The sequence below is a fragment of the Escherichia sp. KTE31 genome (assembly GCF_000407925.1).
GTDB lineage: Bacteria > Pseudomonadota > Gammaproteobacteria > Enterobacterales > Enterobacteriaceae > Escherichia > Escherichia ruysiae.
Genome location: NZ_KE136722.1, coordinates 1,547,852 through 1,571,802 on the forward strand (window position 1 = coordinate 1,547,852; position 23,951 = coordinate 1,571,802).

Genomic DNA, 23,951 nt, shown 5'->3' on the forward strand with positions numbered 1-23,951 from the left:
GTTGATGGGCTCCACAAAATGGGGACATCAAAGAAAAGCAGTGGCACTAATTAAGACTGATGCCCCGAGGAAAAGTTCTGCGGTTGTACAAAAAAATTTCATTTTTGGGGCAACTTCAGTTTTATCCGAGTCCTGGCCATACCATTACGATGATTGTCCCTGCCAGCGTCAGCAGTACGTTAGCTATTGCATAAGTGCCCGCATAACCTAATGCCGGGATGTTGCTGCGCGCAGTGTCGCTGATGATCTCCATTGCCGGAGCACAAGTACGTGCGCCCATCATTGCACCGAATAACAGCGCGCGGTTCATGCGCAGCACATAAGCGCCAAACAGGAAGCAAATAACAACGGGCACCAGGCTGACAATTAACCCGGCAATCAACATCTGACCGCCAATCGCACCCAGGCCGTTATTGATGCCACTACCGGCGCTTAAACCCACACCCGCCATAAATACCATCAAACCGAACTCTTTCACCATGCTTAACGCGCCCTGGGGAATATAGCCGAAGGTCGGGTGGTTCGCTCGCATAAAGCCCAGCATAATACCAGCGAATAACAACCCGGCGGCGTTACCCATGCCGAAGCTGAATGTGCTGAACTGGAAGGTGATCATCCCGATCATCAGACCTATGACAAAGAACGCGCAGAATGCCAGTAGATCAGTAACCTGGCTGTGAATCGAAATAAAGCCGATGCGATCGGCGATGGTTTTCACGCGACGGGCATCGCCGCTCACCTGCAATACATCGCCTTTATTAAGCACCACGTTATCGTCGATCGGCATTTCGATCTGGCTGCGGATGACGCGGTTAAGGAAACAACCGTGATCGGTCAGCTTCAGTTGTGCCAGGCGTTTACCGACAGCGTTATGGTTTTTGACGACCACCTCTTCAGTGACGATACGCATGTCGAGAAGGTCTCGATCAAAAACTTCTTTACCGTTACGGAAGCTGGGATCGAGCCGGGCGTGGGCGTCGGGATAGCCTACCAACGCTATTTCATCGCCCATCTGTAGCACGGCGTCACCATCCGGATTTGCCAGAATCCCGTTACGACGAATACGTTCAATGTAGCAACCGGTTTGTCGATAAATACCCAGTTCACGCAAGTTTTTGCCATCGGCCCAGGCGACCAGTTCCGGCCCGACGCGGTAGGCGCGAATAACCGGCAGATAGACTTTACGGCTGGCGTCGGTATCCAGACCTCGTTCACGAGCGATTTGTTGGGCGCTGGTCTGTAAGTCCTGATGCTGCAACTTAGGCAAGTAACGCGCACCGACAATCAAACTCACCAGGCCAATCAAATAGGTTAATGCATACCCGAGGCTTAAATTATCCAGTGCCGCAGAGAGCTGCCCGCTTTCTATTCCTGAGTGGCGTAAGGTATCGCCCGCACCAACCAAAACCGGTGTTGATGTCATTGAACCAGCCAACATACCGGCCGTCAGGCCGATGTCCCAGCCAAACAACTTACCCAGTCCTAAGGCGATCAGCAGTGCACTACCGACCATTACCAGGGCTAACATTAGGTAATTTTTCCCATCGCGGAAAAAAATGGAAAAAAAGTTGGGTCCGGCTTCGACCCCGACGCAGAAAATAAACAGCATAAAGCCAAGATTAAGCGCGTCGGTGTTAATACTGAAATGTTGTTGACCTAATAACAGTGATACGACTAAAACGCCAATGGAATTACCCAGTTGGATTGAACCAAGTCGTAATTTTCCGAGACATAGTCCAAGCGCGAGGACCACGAATAATAACAGAATGTAATTCCCATTTAACAATTCGGCGACGTTTATATTCACGGAGACTAACTTCTTGTTTACGAGTAAGCTGTTGAAAGAAATGGTAATTTAAGATAATGTTTTTACCTGAATTCAGAGCGCAGATTCATTCAGCGCACTTAATCAATAGTAAAGGAACAATATATTTTACTAGTGTAATCACATTAGATACCAACGGCTATAAGAATTGTGTTGGCCTATATTAGCATGGAATGCGAAGCGGCTTTATCTTACTGAGCGCCACACCGGCGAAAAATGTGTTCGATAGAGGCAGTGTCAGGAGGAACATGTGAAACATAAACAACATTGGGCGGGGGCAATTTGCTGTTTTGTCCTCTTTATTGTGGTGTGCCTTTTTCTGGCGACACATATGAAGGGAGCTTTTCGGGCTGCCGGGCACCCTGAAATCGGCTTACTGTTTTTCATTCTTCCTGGGGCTGTAGCCAGCTTTTTTTCGCGGCGTAGAGAAGTCCTTAAACCACTGTTTGGCGCAATGCTGGCAGCACCGTGTTCTATGTTAATTATGCGTCTGTTTTTTTCACCATCACGCTCATTCTGGCAGGAGCTGGCGTGGTTGTTGAGTGCCGTCTTCTGGTGTGCGCTGGGCGCATTATGTTTTTTGTTTATCAGTAGCTTGTTCAGGCCGCAACACAGAAAAAATCAATAAAGCCCTCAAACAGAGAGGGCTTATCCGGTAATCAGGCGTCAAGATTCTCTTTCACCCAGGCAGCAAAATCGGTATAGCCACCGATGTGTTGCTGATCGACAAAAATCTGCGGTACGGTTTCTACCGGCTTGCCAGCTTTCTGTTGCAGATCCTCTTTAGTGATCCCTTCAGCACGAATATCCACATACTGATAGTGAAAATCATCGTGTTCATTACTTAACTTTTCTGCCAAATCTTTGGCACGCACGCAGTAAGGGCAACCCGGACGACCGAAAATAACGGTTTGCATTGGCTTTCTCCATTTATCTCTCATGTGTGCATGATCACGCCAAATCTTATTCGCTGAAAGTAGGTTTAACCTGTTGCATTGATTGCTTAAAGCTATAACTGTTAAGCACAACGCGGCGAAAGGTTTTAAACTGGCAGCTCACTTTGCAGAGGGAAGTTTATGCGCGCGATCGGTAAATTGCCTAAAAGCGTGTTGATACTGGAATTTATTGGAATGATGTTACTGGCGGCGGCGCTGCTGTCGATAAGTGACAACTTTTCGCTTCCAGCGCCGTTTTCTACGCCAGAAGCGCAAATTCTGATGATTTTTCTCGGTGTTTTGCTCATGCTTCCCGCTGCGGTGGTGGTTATTCTTCAGGTGGCAAAACGGCTGGCCCCGCAACTGATGAATCATCCACCGGAATCTTCACGTTCAGAAAGAGAAAAAGATAATGACGCCAACCATTGAACTTATTTGTGGTCACCGCTCCATTCGCCATTTCACTGATGAACCTATCTCCGCTGAACAGCGTGAGGCGATTATCAACAGCGCCCGCGCGACCTCCAGTTCCAGCTTTTTGCAGTGCAGCAGCATTATTCGCATTACCGATCCCGCATTGCGTGAAGCCCTGGTGCCGCTGACCGGTGGGCAAAAACACGTTGCGCAAGCGGCGGAGTTCTGGGTGTTTTGCGCCGACTTTAACCGTCATTTGCAGATCTGCCCGGATGCTCAACTCGGCCTGGCTGAACAGTTGTTGCTCGGTGTTGTTGATACAGCGATGATGGCACAAAACGCCTTAACCGCAGCGGAATCGTTGGGGTTGGGCGGTGTATATATTGGCGGCCTGCGCAATAACATTGAAGCGGTGACGGAACTGCTGAAATTACCAAAGCATGTTCTGCCGCTGTTTGGCCTGTGTCTCGGCTGGCCTGCGGATAACCCGGATCTCAAGCCGCGTTTACCGGCCTCCATTTTGGTACATGAAAACAGCTACCAGTCGCTGGATAAAGATGCTCTGGCGCAGTATGACGAGCAACTGGCGGAATATTATCTTACCCGTGGCAGCAATAATCGCCGGGATACCTGGAGCGATCATATTCGGCGGACGATTATCAAAGAAAGCCGTCCTTTTATTCTCGATTATTTGCATAAACAAGGTTGGGCGACGCGCTAAAACCGTTACGGCGATGTATTATACGCGGGCTTTTGACCAGGTCTGACAGAGAGGTGCAGGGTGAAAATTGCCATATTGTCCCGGGATGGAACGCTCTATTCGTGTAAGCGGCTGCGTGAAGCCGCCATACAGCGTGGTCACCTGGTTGAAATTCTCGATCCGCTTTCTTGCTACATGAACATTAATCCTGCGGCGTCTTCCATTCACTATAAAGGCCGCAAACTCCCCCATTTTGACGCAGTGATCCCACGCATTGGCACCGCCATTACCTTTTATGGGACGGCGGCGCTGCGCCAGTTCGAAATGCTGGGCAGTTATCCGCTGAACGAATCGGTCGCGATTGCCCGGGCGCGTGACAAATTGCGTTCAATGCAACTGCTGGCGCGTCAGGGCATTGACCTGCCTGTCACGGGGATTGCGCATTCGCCGGATGATACCAGCGACTTAATCGATATGGTCGGTGGTGCGCCGCTGGTGGTTAAGCTGGTCGAAGGCACGCAGGGAATTGGTGTGGTGCTGGCGGAAACGCGCCAGGCGGCAGAAAGCGTGATTGATGCTTTTCGCGGCCTGAACGCTCATATTCTGGTGCAGGAATATATAAAAGAGGCGCAAGGGTGCGATATCCGCTGTCTGGTCGTCGGTGATGAAGTTGTCGCGGCGATTGAACGGCGGGCGAAAGAGGGCGATTTTCGCTCCAATTTGCACCGTGGCGGCGCGGCAAGCATCGCCAGTATCACGCCGAAAGAGCGTGAAATCGCCATCAAAGCTGCGCGAACGATGGCGCTGGATGTTGCCGGTGTGGATATTCTGCGTGCCAATCGCGGGCCGTTGGTGATGGAAGTGAACGCGTCGCCGGGGCTGGAAGGAATAGAAAAAACCACCGGTATCGACATTGCGGGTAAAATGATCCGCTGGATCGAACGCCACGCCACGGCAGAATATTGCCTGAAAACGGGTGGTTAGTCGCAATTACATTACTGATCATGGTTTTGCCTGCGCTTTTTGCGTAAGCTGTGCCAGTCTTTTTATCGGAAGAGGTTGTACAAAATTATGACATCGCTGGTCGTTCCTGGTCTGGATACGTTGCGTCAATGGCTCGATGACCTGGGGATGAGTTTTTTTGAATGTGATAACTGTCAGGCTTTGCATCTGCCCCATATGCAGAATTTCGACGGTGTCTTTGATGCCAAGATCGACCTGATTGATAACACAATCCTGTTTTCTGCCATGGCGGAAGTCAGGCCTTCAGCCGTGTTGCCGCTGGCGGCGGATTTATCAGCCATCAATGCCAGCTCACTGACCGTGAAAGCATTTCTCGATATGCAGGATGATAATCTGCCAAAGCTGGTGGTTTGCCAGTCTTTATCTGTTATGCAGGGCGTAACCTATGAACAGTTTGCATGGTTTGTACGCCAGAGCGAAGAGCAGATTTCGATGGTCATCCTCGAAGCTAATGCCCATCAGCTGCTGTTGCCGACTGACGATGAAGGGCAAAACAACGTTACCGAAAACTATTTCCTTCACTGATAACTCTCTTCGAGCACGCAGTCGCTGCCGCAGTGACTGCGCGTCGTAATATTTCCTGCTGATTTTAACCTTTCATTAAAGATTAATTCACTTCTATTGTGCCAGGTTTGCTTTATCACATAGAGCAAATACGCATAAAAATTTGTTAAATACCGTTTTTTAATTACAGCTATAGTTTCAAACCCTGGCTAAAGTTATTCTTGCGAGGCTTTTATATAGCGAGCAATGCTGGCCGGGAGAGAGTTCTCTTTTCTTGCACCGCGCCGATAAAAAATATGCACGTTTATTGCATATCTTTCAGTGTGACAACTTTTGTTCGTTTGTTAACGAACTTTCAGAAGGAAAGAGATATGACCGCCTTAAATAAAAAATGGCTATCGGGCCTGGTTGCGGGTGCTCTGATGGCCGTCTCTGTCAGCACGCTCGCGGCTGAACAAAAAACACTCCACATCTATAACTGGTCTGATTATATCGCCCCGGATACGGTGGCAAATTTTGAAAAAGAGACTGGTATCAAAGTCGTCTACGATGTTTTTGATTCTAACGAAGTGCTGGAAGGCAAATTAATGGCGGGGAGTACCGGCTTTGATCTCGTTGTGCCGTCAGCCAGCTTTCTGGAGCGCCAGTTGACTGCGGGAGTATTCCAGCCACTGGATAAAAGCAAATTGCCGGAGTGGAAGAATCTCGATCCGGAGCTGCTGAAGCTGGTCGCCAAACACGATCCCGACAATAAATTTGCTATGCCCTATATGTGGGCGACGACCGGGATTGGCTATAACGTTGATAAAGTCAAAGCGGTACTGGGCGAAAACGCGCCCGTCGATAGCTGGGACTTGATTCTCAAACCTGAAAATCTGGAAAAACTGAAAAGCTGTGGCGTCTCTTTCCTGGATGCGCCGGAAGAGGTTTTTGCCACTGTCTTGAATTATCTCGGTAAAGATCCCAACAGCACTAAAGCGGATGATTACACCGGACCGGCTACCGATCTGCTGTTAAAGCTGCGCCCGAACATTCGTTATTTCCATTCATCTCAATACATTAACGACCTGGCAAACGGCGATATATGCGTCGCTATTGGCTGGGCGGGCGATGTCTGGCAGGCGTCAAACCGCGCGAAGGAAGCGAAGAATGGCGTGAATGTCTCTTTCTCAATTCCGAAAGAAGGGGCGATGGCATTCTTTGATGTATTCGCCATGCCTGCCGATGCCAAAAATAAAGACGAAGCGTATCAGTTCCTGAATTATTTGCTGCGTCCGGATGTGGTGGCACACATCTCTGACCATGTGTTCTATGCCAATGCGAACAAAGCAGCTACGCCGCTGGTGAGCGCGGAAGTGCGTGACAATCCTGGTATTTATCCTCCGGCAGATGTCCGCGCCAAAATGTTCACCCTGCAAGTACAGGATCCGAAAATTGATCGTGTGCGCACCCGCGCGTGGACCAAAGTGAAGAGCGGAAAATAATCCGCAGCCGTAGATGCCGGACGGGCGCACCATCCCCGCCGGCAATTCGCACCATCATGGTGCGCTTGCACACATTAAATGCCGGAGAGCAGCCGTGAATGACGCTATCCCTCGCCCGCAGGCGAAAAGTCGTAAGTCGCTGACACCACTATTAGAAATCCGCAATTTGACCAAATCTTACGATGGTCAACATGCGGTCGATGATGTTAGTCTGACCATTTATAAAGGCGAAATCTTTGCACTGCTGGGCGCATCCGGCTGTGGCAAGTCCACACTGCTGCGTATGTTGGCAGGTTTCGAACAACCTTCTGCCGGGCAGATTATGCTTGATGGCGTCGATTTGTCACAGGTGCCGCCTTATCTGCGCCCCATCAACATGATGTTCCAGTCCTACGCGCTATTCCCCCATATGACCGTGGAGCAAAACATTGCCTTTGGTCTGAAACAAGACAAGTTACCAAAAGCGGAAATTGCCAGTCGGGTCAACGAGATGCTGGGGCTTGTGCATATGCAGGAGTTTGCCAGACGCAAACCGCATCAGCTTTCCGGTGGTCAACGTCAGCGAGTGGCGCTGGCCCGAAGCCTTGCCAAACGCCCGAAACTATTACTGCTCGATGAACCGATGGGCGCGCTGGATAAAAAACTGCGCGACCGGATGCAGCTTGAAGTGGTGGATATTCTGGAGCGTGTCGGCGTGACCTGTGTGATGGTAACGCACGATCAGGAAGAGGCGATGACCATGGCGGGGCGCATCGCGATTATGAATCGCGGTAAATTTGTTCAGATTGGCGAGCCGGAAGAAATTTATGAGCACCCGACCACGCGATATAGCGCCGAGTTCATTGGATCGGTCAATGTTTTCGAAGGACTGCTAAAGGAACGCCAGGAAGATGGCCTGTTGCTTTATTCGCCTGGGCTGGTGCATCCGTTGAAAGTCGATCCCGATGCGTCAGTGGTGGATAACGTGCCGGTGCATGTGGCGCTGCGTCCGGAAAAAATCATGCTCTGTGACGAACCGCCTGCTGATGGCTGCAATTTTGCAGTGGGAGAGGTGACACATATTGCCTATCTCGGTGATTTGTCTGTTTATCATGTCCGCCTGAAAAGCGGGCAGATGATCAGCGCCCAGTTACAAAACGCCCATCGTTTTCGCAAAGGGTTACCGACCTGGGGCGATGAAGTTCGTTTGTGCTGGGAATCAGACAGTTGTGTGGTGCTGACGGTTTAAGGAGCAAAGATGAGTACACTTGAACCTGCTGCCCAGCCGGGTGGATTAAAGCAATGGCTTACACAGTGGCAAATGAAGCACGGGCGCAAACTGGTGATTGCGCTGCCGTATATCTGGTTGATTTTGTTGTTTCTGCTGCCATTTCTGATTGTCTTTAAAATAAGCCTGGCGGAGATGGCGCGCGCTATTCCACCTTATACCGAACTGATGGAGTGGGCTGACGGGCAACTTTCCATCACTCTTAATCTCGGTAATTTTCTGCAACTGACTGACGATCCGCTCTATTTCGATGCTTATCTCCAGTCGTTACAGGTGGCGGCGATTTCGACCGTTTGTTGCTTATTGCTCGGCTATCCGCTGGCGTGGGCAGTGGCGCACAGTAAACCGTCGACCCGCAATATCTTATTGCTGCTGGTGATCCTGCCTTCGTGGACCTCATTTTTGATCCGCGTTTACGCCTGGATGGGGATACTAAAAAACAATGGTGTGCTGAATAATTTTCTGCTGTGGCTGGGGGTTATCGATCAGCCGCTGACCATTCTGCATACCAATCTGGCAGTTTATATCGGCATTGTTTACGCCTACGTACCGTTTATGGTGCTGCCGATCTACACCGCCTTGATTCGTATTGATTATTCGCTGGTGGAAGCCGCGCTGGATCTCGGCGCGCGTCCGCTGAAGACTTTCTTTACGGTGATTGTGCCGCTTACCAAAGGTGGGATTATCGCCGGATCAATGCTGGTTTTCATTCCGGCGGTGGGTGAGTTTGTGATCCCGGAACTGCTCGGCGGCCCTGATAGCATCATGATCGGGCGCGTTCTGTGGCAGGAGTTTTTCAATAACCGCGACTGGCCGGTGGCTTCTGCGGTGGCGATCATTATGTTATTGCTGCTGATTGTGCCAATTATGTGGTTCCACAAATATCAGCAAAAAAGCGTGGGGGAACACGGATGAATAATTTACCGGTCGTTCGTTCGCCCTGGCGAATTGTGATTTTGTTGCTGGGCTTCACCTTTCTCTATGCGCCGATGCTGATGCTGGTCATCTATTCATTTAACAGTTCGAAGCTGGTGACGGTGTGGGCCGGTTGGTCAACGCGCTGGTACGGTGAGTTATTGCGTGATGATGCGATGATGAGCGCGGTCGGCTTAAGTCTGACGATTGCCGCCTGTGCGGCGACGGCGGCGGCGATCCTCGGGACTATTGCGGCGGTCGTGCTGGTACGTTTCGGGCGGTTTCGTGGATCAAATGGCTTTGCCTTTATGATCACCGCGCCGTTAGTCATGCCTGATGTGATCACTGGCCTGTCGCTGTTGTTATTGTTCGTTGCCCTTGCTCATGCCATCGGCTGGCCTGCCGATCGCGGTATGTTAACTATCTGGCTGGCGCACGTGACTTTCTGTACGGCTTATGTGGCAGTTGTTATTTCTTCGCGTCTGCGGGAACTGGATCGCTCCATTGAAGAAGCCGCGATGGATCTCGGCGCGACGCCGCTGAAGGTGTTTTTCGTCATTACACTACCGATGATCATGCCGGCGATCATTTCTGGTTGGTTGCTTGCTTTTACTCTGTCGCTCGACGATCTGGTGATCGCCAGCTTTGTTTCCGGGCCGGGAGCCACCACGTTACCGATGCTGGTCTTCTCCAGCGTGCGGATGGGGGTGAATCCGGAAATCAACGCCCTGGCAACATTGATTCTCGGTGCGGTCGGAATTGTCGGATTTATCGCCTGGTATTTAATGGCGCGCGCAGAAAAGCAGCGGATACGCGATATCCAGCGTGCAAGACGTGGCTGAAGACACTAAAATTTGCCAACCTGGCTACATAATGCCGCGCATGTCGCGGCATTGTTTTCATGGAAGACGAAACGTTGGGATTTTTTAAGAAAACATCTTCATCACATGCTCGCCTGAATGTGCCTGCACTGGTGCAGGTGGCGGCGCTCGCCATTATTATGATCCGTGGCCTCGACGTGCTGATGATTTTCAATACGCTGGGCGTGCGCGGTATCGGCGAGTTCATTCATCGCAGCGTACAAACCTGGAGTTTAACGCTGGTCTTTCTAAGCAGCCTTGCGCTGGTTTTTATTGAAATCTGGTGTGCGTTTTCGCTGGTGAAAGGGCGTCGCCTGGCGCGCTGGCTGTATCTGTTGACGCAAATCACGGCAGCCAGTTACCTGTGGGCAGCTTCGCTCGGTTATGGTTACCCTGAGCTGTTCAGCATTCCTGGTGAATCGAAACGTGAAATCTTCCATAGCCTGATGTTACAAAAGCTGCCGGATATGCTCATCTTATTGCTGTTGTTCGTTCCCGCCACCAGTCGGCGGTTCTTCCAGTTGCAATAATGTGTATAATCCTCGCCCCTGATGATGTGAAGGTCAATGTATGCAGTGCGCACTTTACGACGCGGGTCGCTGTCGCTCCTGTCAGTGGATAACGCAGCCGATTCCAGAGCAACTCTCCGCTAAAACCGCCGATCTTAAAAATCTGTTGGCCGATTTTCCGGTTTCGGAGTGGTGTGCGCCGGTGTCTGGTCCGGAACAAGGGTTTCGCAATAAAGCCAAAATGGTGGTGAGTGGTAGCGTTGAAAAACCACTGCTCGGAATGCTACACCGCGACGGTACGCCAGAAGATCTTTGCGATTGCCCGCTTTACCCTGCCTCATTTGCGCCCGTTTTTTCGGCGCTAAAACCGTTTATCGCCCGTGCGGGTCTGACGCCCTACAACGTGGCGCGCAAGCGTGGCGAACTGAAATATATTCTGCTGACTGAAAGCCAGATGGATGGCGGTATGATGCTGCGCTTTGTACTGCGTTCTGAAACCAAGCTGGCGCAACTGCGTAAGGCGCTGCCGTGGTTACAGGCGCAACTGCCACAGCTAAAAGTCATTACCGTCAATATTCAGCCAGTGCATATGGCGATAATGGAAGGGGAGACGGAGATCTACCTGACCGAACAGCAGGCGCTGGCAGAGCGTTTTAATGACGTGCCGCTGTGGATCCGCCCGCAAAGTTTCTTCCAGACAAATCCGGCGGTCGCCAGCCAGCTGTACGCCACCGCGCGTGACTGGGTGCGGCAATTGCCGGTAAATCATATGTGGGATCTGTTCTGCGGCGTTGGCGGTTTTGGTTTGCATTGTGCAACGCCAGAAATGCAGTTAACGGGGATTGAGATTGCGCCAGAAGCGATTGCCTGTGCGAAACAATCTGCTGCTGAACTGGGTCTAACGCGTCTGCAATTTCAGGCGCTGGACTCCACTCAGTTTGCCACCGCTCAGGGTGAAGTGCCGGAACTGGTGCTGGTTAATCCACCGCGTCGCGGCATTGGTAAACCGCTGTGTGATTATCTTTCGACGATGGCACCGCGTTTTATTATCTACTCAAGCTGTAACGCCCAAACGATGGCGAAAGATATCCGCGAACTGCCAGGATATCGCATTGAGCGGGTACAGCTTTTCGATATGTTCCCCCACACCGCACATTATGAAGTGCTGACGCTGCTGGTGAAGCAATAAAAAAGCCGCATCTGCGGCTTTCTGAATCTTACTGCGGGAACCACTGTTCGCTGATTTTCTGATATGTACCGTCTGCTTTAACGGCTGCCAGTGCCTTATTCAGTTTCTCCAGCAGAGCTTTGTTATCCGGACGTACAGCGATGCCCAGACCGGTGCCGAAGTACTGCGGATCGGTTACTTTCTCAGTCGCAACGCCCAGTTGCGGATTGGTTTTCAGCCACTCATTAACTACCGCTGTATCACCAAATACCCCATCAATACGACCATTTTTCAGGTCGATAAATGCATTCTGATAACTGTCATAAGAGACGGTTTTCACTTCCGGATGCTGATCCTGAATATATTTCTGGTGAGTGGTGCCGTTTTCCATACCAATACGTTTACCTTTCAGGTCGGCAAAAGTCTTATAGGCATCTTTTTTGGCAATCACAACGGCTGAGTTTTCGTAATAGGGGGTGGTAAAGGCTACCTGCTTGCTACGTTCCGGTGTGATGTCCATCCCGGAAATCACTGCGTCATATTTTCTGAATTTCAGTGACGGGATCAGGCTGTCGAAAGCGTGATTAGTAAAAGTACATTCTGCCTGCATTTGTTTGCATAACGCCTTTGCCAGATCGATATCAAAGCCGACGATCTGGTTATTTGCATCCATCGATTCGAATGGCGGATAAGTGGCAGAGACGCCGAAATTGATTTTCTCTGCGGCAGAAGCGCCGAATGCACAGGATGCAAGTAATGCGGCAAGAACTAGCTTTTTCATGATGGAACTCCCGTCTGTCAATCTTATGATTATTAGCCGTGTCTGCGGCATGGATTTACAATGCCATCAAATGAATTTATATGCAATAAATATGATTAAATAGTTTGCGCTAGATAAAAAAAGACGGACAACTTAGTGGGTTGTCCGTCTTCATTATAAGGATTTATGCACTATGTACGCCGCATCCGGCACAGGCACCGTGCAGGTGTCTGATGCGACGCTGGCGCGTCTTCTCAGACCTACAAAACCCCCCGGTGAATGTGTACGCAGTCACATTAATTCCGACGTTCAAATGCCAGTGCTTTACGCTCAATCAGACGCATCATCAGCGTCAGCAGGCCGTTGACGACGAGGTAAATAATCCCCGCCGCGCCAAACACCATTACGTCGTAGGTGCGTCCGTACAGTAACTGGCTGTAGCCCATCACTTCCATTAGCGTAATGGTGTATGCCAGAGAGGTACTTTTGAACACCAGCACCACTTCGTTGGAATAGGAAGAGAGCGAGCGTTTAAAGGCATACGGCAGGAGGATCGCCAGCGTATCTTTTTTGCTCATTCCCAGCGCGCTACAGGACTGCCATTGACCTTCCGGGATCGCGCGAATCGCCCCGTAAAACAGTTGCGTGGTATACGCCGCACTGTTCAGCGACAACGCAATTAGCGCACACAGCCACGGTTCCGACAGCAAATGCCACAGCGCCGGATACTCCTGCAACGTCGGAAACTGACCCGGTCCGTAGTAAATCAGGAAGATCTGCACCAGCAGCGGCGTACCGGTAAACAGCGTTATATAGCCACGCACAAGCCACACCAGCACCGGTGTTTTCAGCGTCAGGATGATGGTAAAAATCAACGCCAGAATCAGCGCCACAACCAGTGAGGCTACCGTCAGCGTCAGGCTGGTATGCAGCCCTTTCATCAGTTCGGGTAAATACTCAAGCATCAGCCAGGTCTCCGCTCAAAACGTGTCGCGCGCAGGTCAATGCGTTTGAGTATGTACTGGCTCAACAGGGTAATCACCAGGTAAATCGCCGCCGCCACAATGTACCAGGTAAACGGTTCCTGAGTACGGGTGGCGATGCTTTTGGTTTGCAGCATTAAATCATTCACACTAATCAAACTGACCAGCGCGGTATCTTTCAGCAGTACCAGCCACTGGTTGCCGAGACCAGGCAGCGCATGACGCCACATCTGCGGCATCACCAGACGGAAAAAGATAGCCGATTTCGACAGCCCCAGCGCCTGACCCGATTCCCACTGACCCACCGGCACCGCTTTCAGTGCGCCACGCAGAGTTTGCGAAGCATAAGCGGCATACAGCAGTGACAGAGCGATAACACCGCAAAGGAACGGGCTAACGTCGAAGTTCTCAATGTTCATCTGCACCGGGATCTGCACGAATCCAAGATTGATGGTGAAGCCATCCGCAAGCGTCAGCAGTAACTGCGAGGAGCCAAAGTAGATAAACAGCACCACCAGAATTTCTGGCAGGCCGCGTAGAATCGTTACCAGCGCCGAACCTGCCCACGCAACAGGGCGCCATTTTGCTGACTCCCATACTGCAAAGAACATCGCCAGCGCCAGTCCGACAATCAATGCACAAACGGCAAGGCCGACGGTCATCCCGGCGGCGCTTGCTAAAGGAAAAAATTCATTCATCAGGAATTACTTCTGGAACCATTTGTTGTAGATGGTTTCGTAAGTGCCATCTTTCTTCACTTTTTCCAGCGCAGTATTAAATTTCTGCTGCAGTTCAGTGTTGCCCTGACGTACTGCGATGCCGAGGCCAGTACCGAAGTAATCTTTATCGGTCACTTTGTCGCCCACAGCCGCCAGTTTTGGATTATCTTTCAGCCATTCGGTTACCACTGCGGTGTCACCGAATACACCGTCGATACGCCCGTTTTGCAGATCCAGTTTCGCGTTCTGGTAGCTGTCATACGGCACGGTAGTGATTTCCGGATGTTTATCCATAATGAATTTCTGGTGTGTCGTCCCGTTCTGCACACCGACTTTCTTGCCTTTCAGCTGATCAACGCTGGTGTATTTACCTTGCTGACCCACAAACAGGGCGGAGTTGTCATAGTACGGAGTGGTGAACAGCACCTGTTTTTCACGCTCTGGAGTGATATCCATACCTGCCATAACGGCGTCCACACGGCGGAATTTCAGACTCGGGATCAGGCTGTCAAATGCCTGGTTGGAGAAAGTACAGGTTGCATCAATCTCTTTACACAGTGCCTGTGCGAGGTCGACGTCAAAACCGACGATCTGGTTATTTGCGTCTATAGATTCAAACGGAGGATAGGAGGCTTCGGTAGCAAAACGAATGGTTTCGGCAGCTGTGGCGGAAAGACTAAAACCTGCAATTAACGCGGCAATCAGAACTTTTTTCATTGTCGTTATCCCGAATCTTTAGTGAGAGAGATAGTTTTTAAATGCTTCGGTTTGCGGCTCGGTAAAGCAGCGCGCGTCGCCTTGTTCAACGATGTGACCGTTTTCCATATACACCACACGGCTGGCGGTTTTACGCGCCACTTCAACTTCGTGGGTGACGATCACCTGGGTAATATTGGTCTCCGCCAGCTCACGAATGATGCTGACGATCTGTGCCGTAATTTCCGGGTCCAGCGCGGCGGTCGGTTCATCAAACAGCAGTACCTGCGGCTCCATCATCAGCGCACGGGCAATAGCAACACGTTGTTGCTGACCACCAGAAAGGTGCAGCGGGTAACGATCGCTATAAGGTTTGAGACGCAGACGCTCAAGCAGTTTTTCTGCGCGAGCCAGCGCCTGATCTTTACTCAAGCCAAGTACGCGGCATGGCGCTTCGATCAGGTTTTGCTGCACGGTGAGATGCGGCCACAGATTGTATTGCTGAAACACCATGCCGACGTTGCGACGCAGGTCGCGAATCGCTTTGTCAGACGGTGTTTTGGTGAAATCGAAATGGTTGCCTGCAATGTTGAGCGTACCGGAGCGCGGCATCTCAAGCAGATTGAGTACACGCAGCAGCGAGCTTTTCCCCGCGCCGCTGGGGCCAAGTAACACCAGCGTTTCGCCTTGCGGGCAATCCAGCGTGATATCGAACAGCGCCTGGTGTGCGCCGTAGAAGCAATTAATGCCGTTTAATTGAATACTCATTGACACTCGTATACTGGCAGTCTGATAGCTATTGAGGTCGAAGATAGTACCTTTGACAGAATAATTATGCAATATTTCTGCTTTAAAAGTTAAAAGCAAAGCGCATTATTCAATAAACATAGCACAAAATAACGAGGGCGTTGTTCGGCGAGCATAAATGTCGGCATTCCTCACAGAATGCCGGACAATTTATGGGGGTTATAATCTAATCAAGGGATTAACGGTTCTCAATGGACTGGCGTAATGTTCCCGCTTTGGCGTGAACGCTGCCACCTAAATAGCGCACATCGTCGATGACCCAACACTGGCCTTCCTGAATCATCAGCACCTCATCCTGCCAGCTCTGGTCGCCTTGTTTCAGATCCACGCGCAACGGAATATTACGTGCATCGCGATTCGGGATGGTAGAAGCACTGGCGACGCGGGCGCTGTCTGGCAAGGTGGTACGACTGGAGAAGGGATCGCTGCTTAACAATTCTCGTTGGTTGTTATCGCGGCTGGCATCGCTGAGCAGTGCCGCCAGTTTGTCACTCAAGTACGGACGCAGAGCGGTAATGTCGTTACTGCGATGCTGAATACGGTAGTCATAGAATTGCTGAGCCACGCTGTCAGGGCCGCCCTGGACGCAAGAACCTGTGCGGGAGCCGTTGTCTTTATAGGCTGGCGTGACGGTGGTGCAAGCACTGAGTAACAGTGCGCAAGGGATAAGCATGGTCAATTTGCTGTAGCGCATAATGATTTCCTTATAAGCGAACACCTTGAAAGCGTTCTACGATAATAATGATATCCTTTCAATAATAGCGTATCAGTCCGATAATGCTTTTGAGATCGAAGGCTTAGCATACAAGGAGATCGATCATGCAATTTTCCACAACCCCAACACTTGAAGGTCAGACCATCGTTGAATATTGCGGTGTGGTGACGGGCGAAGCGATTTTAGGCGCCAATATTTTCCGTGATTTCTTTGCCGGTATCCGCGATATCGTCGGCGGTCGTTCAGGGGCTTACGAAAAGGAACTGCGCAAGGCACGAGAAATTGCGTTTGAAGAATTAGGTTCCCAGGCACGGGCGCTGGGAGCGGATGCAGTGGTCGGCATTGATATCGACTACGAAACGGTCGGGCAAAACGGCAGTATGCTGATGGTCAGCGTCAGCGGAACGGCGGTGAAAACGCGTCGATGAGAAGAGTTTTCTGGCTGGTTGCGGCGATCCTGTTACTGGCAGGGTGCGCAGGGGAAAAAGGCATTGTCGAGAAAGAGGGATACCAACTCGACACCCGACGCCAGGCGCAGGCGGCATATCCCCGTATTAAAGTGCTGGTGATCCACTACACGGCGGATGATTTCGACACGTCGCTGGCGACGTTGACCGATAAAAAAGTCAGCTCGCACTACCTGGTGCCTGCCGTGCCGCCGCGTTACAACGGCAAACCGCGTATCTGGCAATTGGTGCCGGAGCAAGAACTGGCCTGGCACGCGGGGATCAGCGCCTGGCGCGGGGCGACGCGGATTAACGATACCTCTATTGGCATTGAGCTGGAAAATCGCGGCTGGCAGAAATCAGCGGGGGTGAAATATTTTACGCCGTTTGAACCAGCGCAAATTCAGGCGCTCATTCCACTGGCGAAAGATATTATCGCTCGCTATCACATTAAACCAGAAAACGTGGTGGCACATGCGGATATTGCCCCACAGCGCAAAGACGATCCTGGTCCACTGTTCCCGTGGCAGCAACTGGCGCAGCAGGGGATTGGTGCCTGGCCCGATGCATCGCGCGTTAGCTTTTATCTGGCCGGGCGCGTGCCACACACGCCGGTAGAAACCGCATCGTTGCTGGAACTTTTGGCACGCTACGGCTATGACGTAAAACCTGAAATGACGCCGCGCGAACAGCAGCGAGTGATTATGGCGTTTCAGATGCACTTCCGCCCGACGTTATATAACGGCGAAGCGGATGCAGAAACTCAGGCGATTGCCGAAGCGTTGCTGGAGAAATACGGTCAGGATTAGCGCGGCAGTTTTCCGTGGTCGCGCAGCCAGGCGGCAGTTTGCTCAATACCTTCATTTAGCGTGATGATCGGCTGATAACCTAACTCTTCCTGCGCACGCGTAATATCCAGCGTAAAGTCAAAATTCAACTTGGAGACGCCGTAATGGGTCAGCGGCGGCTCTTTTGCTGACTTGCGTCCTAAACGCTCCATACTGCGGGCAATCATATCCAGCATTGGGTAAGGCACCGACCGGATACGGCAATCAATGTTCAGTTCGTCGATCAGTTTCTGCACGATGCTGCGCAGAGTGCGATGTTCGCCGTTGGTAATGTTGTACGTACGACCAGAAGGCAACTTATCGCACGCTTCCTGACTCGCCAGCCACATAGCGTGCACGGCATTTTCATAGTAGGTCATATCGACCAGCGCGCTGCCGCCGTGGGGTAACAGAATGCTGCCGTAGTGGTGCATCATATGCGCCAGACGGGGAATAAAAACTTTATCGTGCGGGCCGAACAGACTTTGTGGGCGCAGAATAGTAAAGCGCGTCTGTGGGTTGGTCTGCGAAAGCATATTGATCACCTCTTCGCTGGCGGCTTTGCTGCGGGCAAATTCGTTGGCGAAGCGGTGAGGGCGAAAATCTTCTTTGATATCGCGATGGTGGTGATAGTCGAAGTACAGGGAGGGGGAAGAGATATGAATAAAATTACGCACGCCCCAGGCGACAGCCCATTCGCCCAGGCGGCGAGTGGCGCGAACGTTTGCCAGATCGAAAGCCTGCTGCGTTCCCCACGGCGAGGTAAAGCTGGAACAGTGCCACAGTGTATCAATGCCAGCGAGCATCACCTTCGCCTGCGATGAGACCAGCTCGGTCAGATCCGCATGGACAAACTCTGCACCTATTTTTTCCAGCAATTTGCCCATCGCTTCGTTGCGACCGGTTGCTCTCACACTGATGCCTTTCCGGCATAAAAACTCAACCGCGTTTCGACCTAAACCGCTGGTGGCGCCGGTAACCAGTACCTTCATATCATTCCACTGTTGTTGATAAAACGACGAGCGCATTCTTCCGTGATTTCCTCCTTGATGCAATGGGAAACGTGAAAGAATAACGCAGGTTTTTTTCGATTAATCTGTGCTTTGTTCTGCCAGTCTGGCGATTCGTTTTGCCATGCCGCGAAAAATAAACAGATGCGCGGGGATCATCAGTAGCCAGTAAAACAACCCTGGCATACCGTGAGGATGCCAGAAGGCGCGTACATCAATAGTGCGATAGTCGCCTTTATCTTCCAGCGTAAAACACAGTCGCCCAAGTCCTGGCGCTTTCATGCCAAATAACAGGGTAAGTTGTTTTTCCGGCTCGACGACAATCACTTTCCAGCTATCCACCGCATCGCCCGTTTGCAGATATTCCCGTGCGGGGCGACCTTTCGCCAGTTTGTGACCTATCGCGCGATCCATTAGCGCCCGGGTCTGCCACAAAATATTGCCAAAGAAATAACGTTCTTTACCGCCGATTTGATTCACCACCTGCCATAAAGCCTGAAGGCTGGCGGAAGTTTTAACGGTAAACCCCGCCTGTTTGGCGAAATAGCCGTATTCTGGTCGCCAGCGGGCAAAAGCCTGAGCGTCGTATCCCCAGTCGCTGGAGTTAACCAGTTTTTCTTCTTCTTTCAGGGTGCGACGTACCGCGTCATCGAAGGCGATCAGCGGTTGTGGGATGAGCGCGCGTAACGCGGTGTCATCCGCCAGCAGATCGTGTTTCAGCCCCTGAATCAACGCTTTGGCAGTAGTAGAGGGAACGGAGGTAATCACATTGAGAAACCACACCGAAATCCAGCGGGTGGGGAAGGGGACTGGAATCAACCAGCGATGTTTACCGCTCACCGCCATAAAATGTTCAAACTGCTGCTGATAGCTGAGCACCTCTGGTCCGGCGGCTTCGAATACCTGATGTTCGCTGGCCGGATGCTCCAACAGCGCCACCAGATAGTGCAGCAGGTTTTCCAGCGCGATGGGCGTGGTGCGTGAACGTACCCAGCGTGGCGGCGTTAACACTGGCAGGTTGTAAACCATATCACGCATCACTTCGAACGCTGCTGACCCGGCACCGACGATAATTCCGGCACGCAATTCGGTAACCGGTACATTCGCTTCACGCAGTATGTCCGCCGTAGCCTGACGAGCGCGCAGATGATCCGATTGCTCATGGGGCGGGGCTTGCAGTGAACTGAGAAAAATTAATTGCTTAACCGGCACTTCGCGCAGCGCATCGCGGACGTTGAGAGCCACCTGGCGCTCCTGCGCGATAAAATCGCCGCCTTCGCCCATGCTGTGCACCAGAAAATAGACGGTATCGATATCCTGCAAGAGTGCCGGAAGATTATCCGGCCAGCTAAGATCGACTTTATGGCAACTGACATTAGCCAGTTGCAGCTTCGAAAGTCTGTCGACGTGACGTGCCGCCGCCAGAACCTGATGCCCCTGCTGGCTGAGTGTGCGCACCAGATGCTGACCAATGTAGCCACTGGCACCGAGAACTAAAATGCGTTGCGGCACGTCTCTCTCCTTAACGCGTCAGGAAAGCGCGCCAGTGGGCGGCAACTTCAGCCAGTTGTTCACGCGAGACGTCAAGATGCGTCACCAGGCGGACAATCGGCGAGGCGTTGATCAGTACGTTTCGCGCTTTCATGTATTCGCCTAACGCGGCAGCATTTTCTTCCCCGACGCGGACAAACAGCATATTGGTGTCCTGACGCATCACATCCGCGCCTGCCTCACGCAACTGCTCCGCCATCCAGGCGGCGTTGTCGTGGTCTTCCTGCAACCGTGCGACGTTATTTTTCAGGGCATACATCCCGGCGGCAGCCAGAATGCCGGACTGGCGCATCCCGCCGCCGGTCATTTTCCGCCAGCGGATGGCGCGTTTAATGTAATCACGATTGCCGACCAGTAACGAACCGACTGGCGTACCAAGACCCTTCGACAGACAAATGGTGAACGAGTCACAATATTGCGTGATCTCTTTCAGTTCGCAGCCGTAAGCCACTACGGCGTTAAAGATGCGCGCACCGTCAACGTGTAATGCCAGATTACGCTCGCGGCTAAATTCCCATGCTTCTTTCAGATATTCACGCGGCAGCACTTTGCCGTTGTGGGTGTTTTCCAGACTGAGTAATTTGGTGCGGGCGAAGTGAATATCGTCGGGTTTGATTTTCATCGCCACTTTATCCAGCGGCAGCGTGCCGTCAGCAGCAGCGTCGATGGGTTGCGGCTGAATACTGCCCAGCACCGCTGCGCCACCAGCTTCAAACAGATAGTTATGCGCGGCCTGACCGACAATATACTCTTCGCCGCGTTCGCAGTGACTGAGCAGAGCGACCAGGTTAGCCTGGGTGCCGGTCGGCAGAAAGATGGCGGCTTCTTTACCGGAAAGCTCTGCGGCGTAGTCCTGCAAAGCATTAACGGTAGGGTCGTCTCCGTAAACGTCGTCCCCAACCGGGGCGGCCATCATCGTTTCGAGCATGGCGCGGCTCGGTCGGGTTACGGTATCACTGCGTAAATCAATCATGGCATGTCCTTATTTATGACGGGAAATGCCACCCTTTTTACCTTAGCCAGTTTGTTTTCGCCAGTTCGATCACTTCATCACCGCGTCCGCTGATGATTGCCCGCAGCATATACAGGCTAAATCCTTTGGCCTGCTCGAGTTTGATTTGCGGCGGAATGGCTAACTCTTCTTTGGCAACCACCACATCCACCAGCACCGGACCGTCGATGAAGAAGGCGCGTTGCAGGGCTTCATCGACTTCAGAGGCTTTTTCCACGCGAATACCCGTAATGCCGCATGCTTCGGCAATGCGGGCAAAGTTGGTGTCGTGCAGCTCAGTACCGTCTGTCAGGTAGCCTCCGGCCTTCATCTCCATCGCCACAAAGCCCAGCACGCTGTTGTTAAAGACGATAATTTTCACCGGCAGTTTCATCTGCACTACTGAGAGGAAATCGCCCATTAACATGCTAAAACCGCCATCGCCGCACATGGCGACCACCTGACGTTCCGGCTCCGTCGCCTGAGCACCCAGCGCCTGTGGCATAGCATTAGCCATCGAACCGTGGTTAAACGAACCTAACAGGCGACGCTTGCCGTTCATTTTCAGATAACGCGCTGCCCATACTGTTGGCGTGCCGACGTCACAGGTAAAGATGGCGTCATCGGCAGCAAAATGGCTAATTTGCTGCGCCAGATATTGCGGATGAATTGCTTTCTCGCTCGGTTTAGCTAAATCGTCCAGCCCTTTGCGGGCATCGCGGTAATTTTCCAGCGCCTTATCGAGGAACTTGCGATCGGTTTTTTCTTCCACCAGCGGCAGCAATGCACGCAGAGTCGATTTGATATCGCCGACCAGTGCCATATCCACCTTGCTGTGCGCACCAATGCTCGCTGGGTTGATATCAATCTGAATAATTTTGGCATCGGTTGGGTAGAACGCGCGGTAGGGGAACTGCGTGCCGAGCAGAACTAACGTGTCGGCGTTCATCATGGTATGAAAACCTGATGAGAAGCCGATTAATCCCGTCATTCCAACATCATACGGGTTATCGTATTCGACATATTCTTTACCGCGCAGGGCATGAATAATAGGCGCTTTAATTTTCCCGGCAAACTCGACTAACTCTTTATGCGCTCCCGCACAGCCGCTGCCGCACATCAGGGCGATATTGCTGGAGTAACGCAGCAGTTGCGCCAGTTTGCGTAACTCTTCTTCTTCTGGTGTGACTACCGGCTGTGGCGCATGATACCAGTGCGTGGTCGCCCCTTCTGGCGCAGGTTTTAACGCCACGTCGCCCGGTAACACTACAACCGAAACGCCACGGTTTAACACCGCTTTGCGCATGGCAATCGCCAGCACTTGTGGGATCTGCTCCGGGCTGGAAACCAGCTCGCAATAGTGGCTACATTCTCGGAATAACTCTTGCGGGTGGGTCTCCTGGAAATAGCCGCTGCCGATTTCGCTGGAAGGGATGTGGGCGGCAATCGCCAGTACCGGAACGTGATTGCGATGACAATCGAACAGGCCGTTGATTAAGTGAAGGTTGCCGGGGCCGCACGATCCGGCACAGACCGCCAGTTCTCCTGAAAGCTGGGCTTCAGCGCCAGCGGCAAAGGCCGCGACTTCTTCATGGCGAGTAGGCATCCACTCGATAGTGCCCATGCGATTCAGGCTGTCGCTAAGGCCGTTAAGTGAGTCGCCCGTGACTCCCCAGATGCGTTTCACACCTGCCGATTCGAGCGTTTTGGCGATATAAGCTGCAACCGTTTGTTTCATGGTTCTCCGTCTCCTGAATGTGATAACGGTAACAAGTTTAGTTCATCTGACGGAGGGGGAAGGGAGGGGAGAAAAAGGAGGCACTAACGGTTAAATAGCCCGATGACAGGAATATCATCGGGCATAAGGCGATTATGCGAGAACCATATCCCCCTGCGGATGACATGAACACGCCAGTACGTAACCCTCGGCGATTTCGGCGTCGGTCAGCGTCATCGTGCTGCTCACCGTATATTCACCGGAAACCACTTTCGTCTTACAGCAACCGCAAACACCCGCACGGCAGGCGGCGACAACCGGAACTTTGTTGCTTTCCAGCGCCTCCAGCAGCGTGGTGCCAACCGGTGCGTAAAATTCTTGCGCCGGTTGCAGTTTGGTGAATTTCAGACCGCTGGTCGCCGCTTCCGCCACTGGCGTAAAGAATTTCTCTTTAAAGAAGCGTGTCACGCCAAGCGCCTTCACTTCCTGTTCTACCCAATCCATATACGGAGCCGGGCCACAGGTCATCACGGTACGTGAAGCTAAGTCAGGAACGCGAGTCAGCAGTTCGCGAGTGAGACGACCAGCGATAAAGCCTTCGGTAACGTTATTTTCCGCCACCAGCGTTACCGGATAGTTACGCCATTCGTCGGCAAAAATAACGTCCTGCGGCGTACGCACGTTGTAGATCACCTGCACATCGGCCTGCGGACGGTTCTTCGCAAGCCAGCGACGCATCGACATAATCGGCGTGACGCCGCAGCCTGCCGCCAGTAACAGGAATTTATCTTCAGATTTATCGTCGCAGGTAAATTCCCCCATTGCGTCCGAAAGCCAGATATAGTCACCGCGTTTCACGTCGCGGGTCAGCCACTGGGAACCGACACCGTCATCAATCCGCCGCACTGTCAGGGTGATGTATTCACTCACGCCAGGTGTGGAGGAGATGGTATAAGCACGCAGCGTTTCGGCTGAGTTTCGTACGCTGACCAGCGCATATTGCCCGGCGCGATACGGATAGTAATCGTGGCAAATCAGGGAAATGGTCCACACATCCGGCGTTTCTTGCTTAATGTGATGAACCTGCATCCGCCACGGGCATTGATTCGTTGGCATCGTCATCGA

At 52.0% G+C, this 23,951-nt stretch carries 26 protein-coding genes; 13 read left to right on the forward strand and 13 right to left on the reverse strand.

The window, feature by feature from the left end; all coding sequences use genetic code 11:
* Positions 1–121 precede the first annotated feature (121 nt).
* Entirely contained in the window at positions 122–1,807 is a 1,686-nt protein-coding gene (locus WES_RS13760) for an aspartate:alanine antiporter (protein ID WP_001024862.1), read from the reverse strand.
* Between the two features lie 268 nt (positions 1,808–2,075).
* Between WES_RS13760 and WES_RS13755 the strand changes: the two genes are divergently transcribed.
* A complete protein-coding gene (locus WES_RS13755) occupies positions 2,076–2,453 on the forward strand; it encodes an inner membrane protein YbjM (protein ID WP_000681103.1) in 378 nt (125 codons plus the stop codon).
* Positions 2,454–2,484: 31 nt separating this feature from the next.
* On the opposite strand, the gene grxA is transcribed toward WES_RS13755, so the two are convergent.
* Positions 2,485–2,742, reverse strand: coding sequence for a glutaredoxin 1 (gene grxA, locus WES_RS13750; protein WP_001195223.1), 258 nt, complete (start codon positions 2,740–2,742; stop codon positions 2,485–2,487).
* A 159-nt stretch (positions 2,743–2,901) separates the two neighbouring features.
* On the opposite strand from grxA, the gene WES_RS13745 reads away from it, so the two are divergent.
* The 10 genes from WES_RS13745 (at position 2,902) to rlmC (ending at position 11,625) form a co-directional block, all read left to right on the forward strand.
* Complete coding sequence (locus tag WES_RS13745) at positions 2,902–3,189, forward strand: YbjC family protein (protein WP_001201566.1); 288 nt, start codon at positions 2,902–2,904, stop codon at positions 3,187–3,189.
* Positions 3,173–3,895: a nitroreductase NfsA gene (gene nfsA / locus WES_RS13740; RefSeq protein ID WP_000189119.1), complete on the forward strand. Its 723-nt coding sequence runs from the start codon at positions 3,173–3,175 to the stop codon at positions 3,893–3,895. The genes WES_RS13745 and nfsA overlap by 17 nt, the downstream gene beginning before the upstream one ends.
* A gap of 60 nt (positions 3,896–3,955) precedes the next feature.
* Positions 3,956–4,858 (forward strand): 30S ribosomal protein S6--L-glutamate ligase, encoded by a 903-nt coding sequence (gene rimK / locus WES_RS13735; protein ID WP_000684316.1) that lies wholly within the window; start codon positions 3,956–3,958, stop codon positions 4,856–4,858.
* Between the two features lie 87 nt (positions 4,859–4,945).
* Positions 4,946–5,422: a type III secretion system chaperone family protein gene (locus tag WES_RS13730; protein ID WP_000203025.1), complete on the forward strand. Its 477-nt coding sequence runs from the start codon at positions 4,946–4,948 to the stop codon at positions 5,420–5,422.
* Positions 5,423–5,772: 350 nt separating this feature from the next.
* The gene (gene potF, locus WES_RS13725) at positions 5,773–6,885 is read left to right on the forward strand and encodes a spermidine/putrescine ABC transporter substrate-binding protein PotF (protein WP_000126096.1); all 1,113 of its coding nucleotides are present in this window, start codon (positions 5,773–5,775) and stop codon (positions 6,883–6,885) included.
* A 94-nt stretch (positions 6,886–6,979) separates the two neighbouring features.
* Positions 6,980–8,113 carry a putrescine ABC transporter ATP-binding subunit PotG gene (gene potG / locus WES_RS13720; protein ID WP_016159000.1) on the forward strand — a complete coding sequence of 378 codons (1,134 nt, stop codon included), beginning with the start codon at positions 6,980–6,982 and terminating at the stop codon, positions 8,111–8,113.
* Between the two features lie 9 nt (positions 8,114–8,122).
* Positions 8,123–9,067: a putrescine ABC transporter permease PotH gene (gene potH / locus WES_RS13715; RefSeq protein WP_016158999.1), complete on the forward strand. Its 945-nt coding sequence runs from the start codon at positions 8,123–8,125 to the stop codon at positions 9,065–9,067.
* Positions 9,064–9,909, forward strand: a complete 846-nt coding sequence (gene potI / locus WES_RS13710) for a putrescine ABC transporter permease PotI (protein ID WP_001061658.1) — start codon at positions 9,064–9,066, stop codon at positions 9,907–9,909. The genes potH and potI overlap by 4 nt, the downstream gene beginning before the upstream one ends.
* Before the next feature lie 59 nt (positions 9,910–9,968).
* Positions 9,969–10,457 (forward strand): YbjO family protein, encoded by a 489-nt coding sequence (locus tag WES_RS13705; protein ID WP_000389254.1) that lies wholly within the window; start codon positions 9,969–9,971, stop codon positions 10,455–10,457.
* Positions 10,458–10,497: 40 nt separating this feature from the next.
* Positions 10,498–11,625, forward strand: coding sequence for a 23S rRNA (uracil(747)-C(5))-methyltransferase RlmC (gene rlmC, locus WES_RS13700; RefSeq protein WP_016158998.1), 1,128 nt, complete (start codon positions 10,498–10,500; stop codon positions 11,623–11,625).
* Positions 11,626–11,653: 28 nt separating this feature from the next.
* On the opposite strand, the gene artJ is transcribed toward rlmC, so the two are convergent.
* The 6 genes from artJ to WES_RS13670 form a co-directional block, all read right to left on the reverse strand.
* Complete coding sequence (gene artJ / locus WES_RS13695) at positions 11,654–12,385, reverse strand: arginine ABC transporter substrate-binding protein ArtJ (protein WP_016158997.1); 732 nt, start codon at positions 12,383–12,385, stop codon at positions 11,654–11,656.
* A gap of 275 nt (positions 12,386–12,660) precedes the next feature.
* Positions 12,661–13,329: an arginine ABC transporter permease ArtM gene (gene artM / locus WES_RS13690; RefSeq protein WP_016158996.1), complete on the reverse strand. Its 669-nt coding sequence runs from the start codon at positions 13,327–13,329 to the stop codon at positions 12,661–12,663.
* The gene (gene artQ, locus WES_RS13685) at positions 13,329–14,045 is read right to left on the reverse strand and encodes an arginine ABC transporter permease ArtQ (protein WP_001001681.1); all 717 of its coding nucleotides are present in this window, start codon (positions 14,043–14,045) and stop codon (positions 13,329–13,331) included. The genes artM and artQ overlap by 1 nt, the downstream gene beginning before the upstream one ends.
* Before the next feature lie 6 nt (positions 14,046–14,051).
* Positions 14,052–14,783 carry an arginine ABC transporter substrate-binding protein ArtI gene (gene artI / locus WES_RS13680; protein WP_000756564.1) on the reverse strand — a complete coding sequence of 244 codons (732 nt, stop codon included), beginning with the start codon at positions 14,781–14,783 and terminating at the stop codon, positions 14,052–14,054.
* Between the two features lie 18 nt (positions 14,784–14,801).
* Positions 14,802–15,530, reverse strand: coding sequence for an arginine ABC transporter ATP-binding protein ArtP (artP, locus tag WES_RS13675; protein ID WP_000027204.1), 729 nt, complete (start codon positions 15,528–15,530; stop codon positions 14,802–14,804).
* Between the two features lie 217 nt (positions 15,531–15,747).
* Entirely contained in the window at positions 15,748–16,263 is a 516-nt protein-coding gene (locus tag WES_RS13670; protein WP_010347551.1) for a lipoprotein, read from the reverse strand.
* A gap of 125 nt (positions 16,264–16,388) precedes the next feature.
* Between WES_RS13670 and WES_RS13665 the strand changes: the two genes are divergently transcribed.
* Both WES_RS13665 and amiD read left to right on the forward strand, forming a co-directional pair.
* Positions 16,389–16,712 carry a heavy metal-binding domain-containing protein gene (locus WES_RS13665; protein WP_001160737.1) on the forward strand — a complete coding sequence of 108 codons (324 nt, stop codon included), beginning with the start codon at positions 16,389–16,391 and terminating at the stop codon, positions 16,710–16,712.
* Positions 16,709–17,539: an N-acetylmuramoyl-L-alanine amidase AmiD gene (amiD, locus tag WES_RS13660; RefSeq protein WP_016158995.1), complete on the forward strand. Its 831-nt coding sequence runs from the start codon at positions 16,709–16,711 to the stop codon at positions 17,537–17,539. Before WES_RS13665 ends, amiD begins: the two co-directional genes overlap by 4 nt.
* Here the strand turns inward: amiD and WES_RS13655 are convergent.
* From WES_RS13655 to hcr, 5 genes are all read right to left on the reverse strand, one after another.
* The gene (locus WES_RS13655) at positions 17,536–18,549 is read right to left on the reverse strand and encodes an NAD-dependent epimerase/dehydratase family protein (protein WP_024191085.1); all 1,014 of its coding nucleotides are present in this window, start codon (positions 18,547–18,549) and stop codon (positions 17,536–17,538) included. The two genes, amiD and WES_RS13655, sit on opposite strands and share 4 nt — an antisense overlap.
* 99 nt (positions 18,550–18,648) lie before the next feature.
* Positions 18,649–20,079, reverse strand: coding sequence for an SDR family oxidoreductase (locus tag WES_RS13650; protein ID WP_016158994.1), 1,431 nt, complete (start codon positions 20,077–20,079; stop codon positions 18,649–18,651).
* 10 nt (positions 20,080–20,089) lie between these two features.
* On the reverse strand, positions 20,090–21,091 hold the full coding sequence (gene ltaE / locus WES_RS13645) for a low-specificity L-threonine aldolase (RefSeq protein ID WP_000566423.1): 1,002 nt from the start codon (positions 21,089–21,091) through the stop codon (positions 20,090–20,092).
* Positions 21,092–21,128: 37 nt separating this feature from the next.
* The gene (poxB, locus tag WES_RS13640) at positions 21,129–22,847 is read right to left on the reverse strand and encodes a ubiquinone-dependent pyruvate dehydrogenase (protein WP_016158993.1); all 1,719 of its coding nucleotides are present in this window, start codon (positions 22,845–22,847) and stop codon (positions 21,129–21,131) included.
* A 132-nt stretch (positions 22,848–22,979) separates the two neighbouring features.
* A complete protein-coding gene (gene hcr / locus WES_RS13635; protein WP_016235169.1) occupies positions 22,980–23,948 on the reverse strand; it encodes an NADH oxidoreductase in 969 nt (322 codons plus the stop codon).
* Positions 23,949–23,951 lie beyond the last annotated feature (3 nt).

Bases quoted from the DNA above. Each gene is read 5' to 3' on its own strand.
- WES_RS13670 (WP_010347551.1), bottom strand. From the start codon at position 16,263: ATGCGCTACAGCAAATTGACCATGCTTATCCCTTGCGCACTGTTACTC.
- artM (WP_016158996.1), bottom strand. From the start codon at position 13,329: ATGCTTGAGTATTTACCCGAACTGATGAAAGGGCTGCATACCAGCCTG.
- rlmC (WP_016158998.1), top strand. From the start codon at position 10,498: ATGCAGTGCGCACTTTACGACGCGGGTCGCTGTCGCTCCTGTCAGTGG.
- nfsA (WP_000189119.1), top strand. From the start codon at position 3,173: ATGACGCCAACCATTGAACTTATTTGTGGTCACCGCTCCATTCGCCAT.
- potH (WP_016158999.1), top strand. From the start codon at position 8,123: ATGAGTACACTTGAACCTGCTGCCCAGCCGGGTGGATTAAAGCAATGG.
- hcr (WP_016235169.1), bottom strand. From the start codon at position 23,948: ATGACGATGCCAACGAATCAATGCCCGTGGCGGATGCAGGTTCATCAC.
- artJ (WP_016158997.1), bottom strand. From the start codon at position 12,385: ATGAAAAAGCTAGTTCTTGCCGCATTACTTGCATCCTGTGCATTCGGC.
- poxB (WP_016158993.1), bottom strand. From the start codon at position 22,847: ATGAAACAAACGGTTGCAGCTTATATCGCCAAAACGCTCGAATCGGCA.
- amiD (WP_016158995.1), top strand. From the start codon at position 16,709: ATGAGAAGAGTTTTCTGGCTGGTTGCGGCGATCCTGTTACTGGCAGGG.
- WES_RS13655 (WP_024191085.1), bottom strand. From the start codon at position 18,549: ATGAAGGTACTGGTTACCGGCGCCACCAGCGGTTTAGGTCGAAACGCG.
- artP (WP_000027204.1), bottom strand. From the start codon at position 15,530: ATGAGTATTCAATTAAACGGCATTAATTGCTTCTACGGCGCACACCAG.
- WES_RS13665 (WP_001160737.1), top strand. From the start codon at position 16,389: ATGCAATTTTCCACAACCCCAACACTTGAAGGTCAGACCATCGTTGAA.
- WES_RS13730 (WP_000203025.1), top strand. From the start codon at position 4,946: ATGACATCGCTGGTCGTTCCTGGTCTGGATACGTTGCGTCAATGGCTC.
- WES_RS13705 (WP_000389254.1), top strand. From the start codon at position 9,969: ATGGAAGACGAAACGTTGGGATTTTTTAAGAAAACATCTTCATCACAT.
- ltaE (WP_000566423.1), bottom strand. From the start codon at position 21,091: ATGATTGATTTACGCAGTGATACCGTAACCCGACCGAGCCGCGCCATG.
- potI (WP_001061658.1), top strand. From the start codon at position 9,064: ATGAATAATTTACCGGTCGTTCGTTCGCCCTGGCGAATTGTGATTTTG.
- grxA (WP_001195223.1), bottom strand. From the start codon at position 2,742: ATGCAAACCGTTATTTTCGGTCGTCCGGGTTGCCCTTACTGCGTGCGT.
- WES_RS13745 (WP_001201566.1), top strand. From the start codon at position 2,902: ATGCGCGCGATCGGTAAATTGCCTAAAAGCGTGTTGATACTGGAATTT.
- potF (WP_000126096.1), top strand. From the start codon at position 5,773: ATGACCGCCTTAAATAAAAAATGGCTATCGGGCCTGGTTGCGGGTGCT.
- artI (WP_000756564.1), bottom strand. From the start codon at position 14,783: ATGAAAAAAGTTCTGATTGCCGCGTTAATTGCAGGTTTTAGTCTTTCC.
- artQ (WP_001001681.1), bottom strand. From the start codon at position 14,045: ATGAATGAATTTTTTCCTTTAGCAAGCGCCGCCGGGATGACCGTCGGC.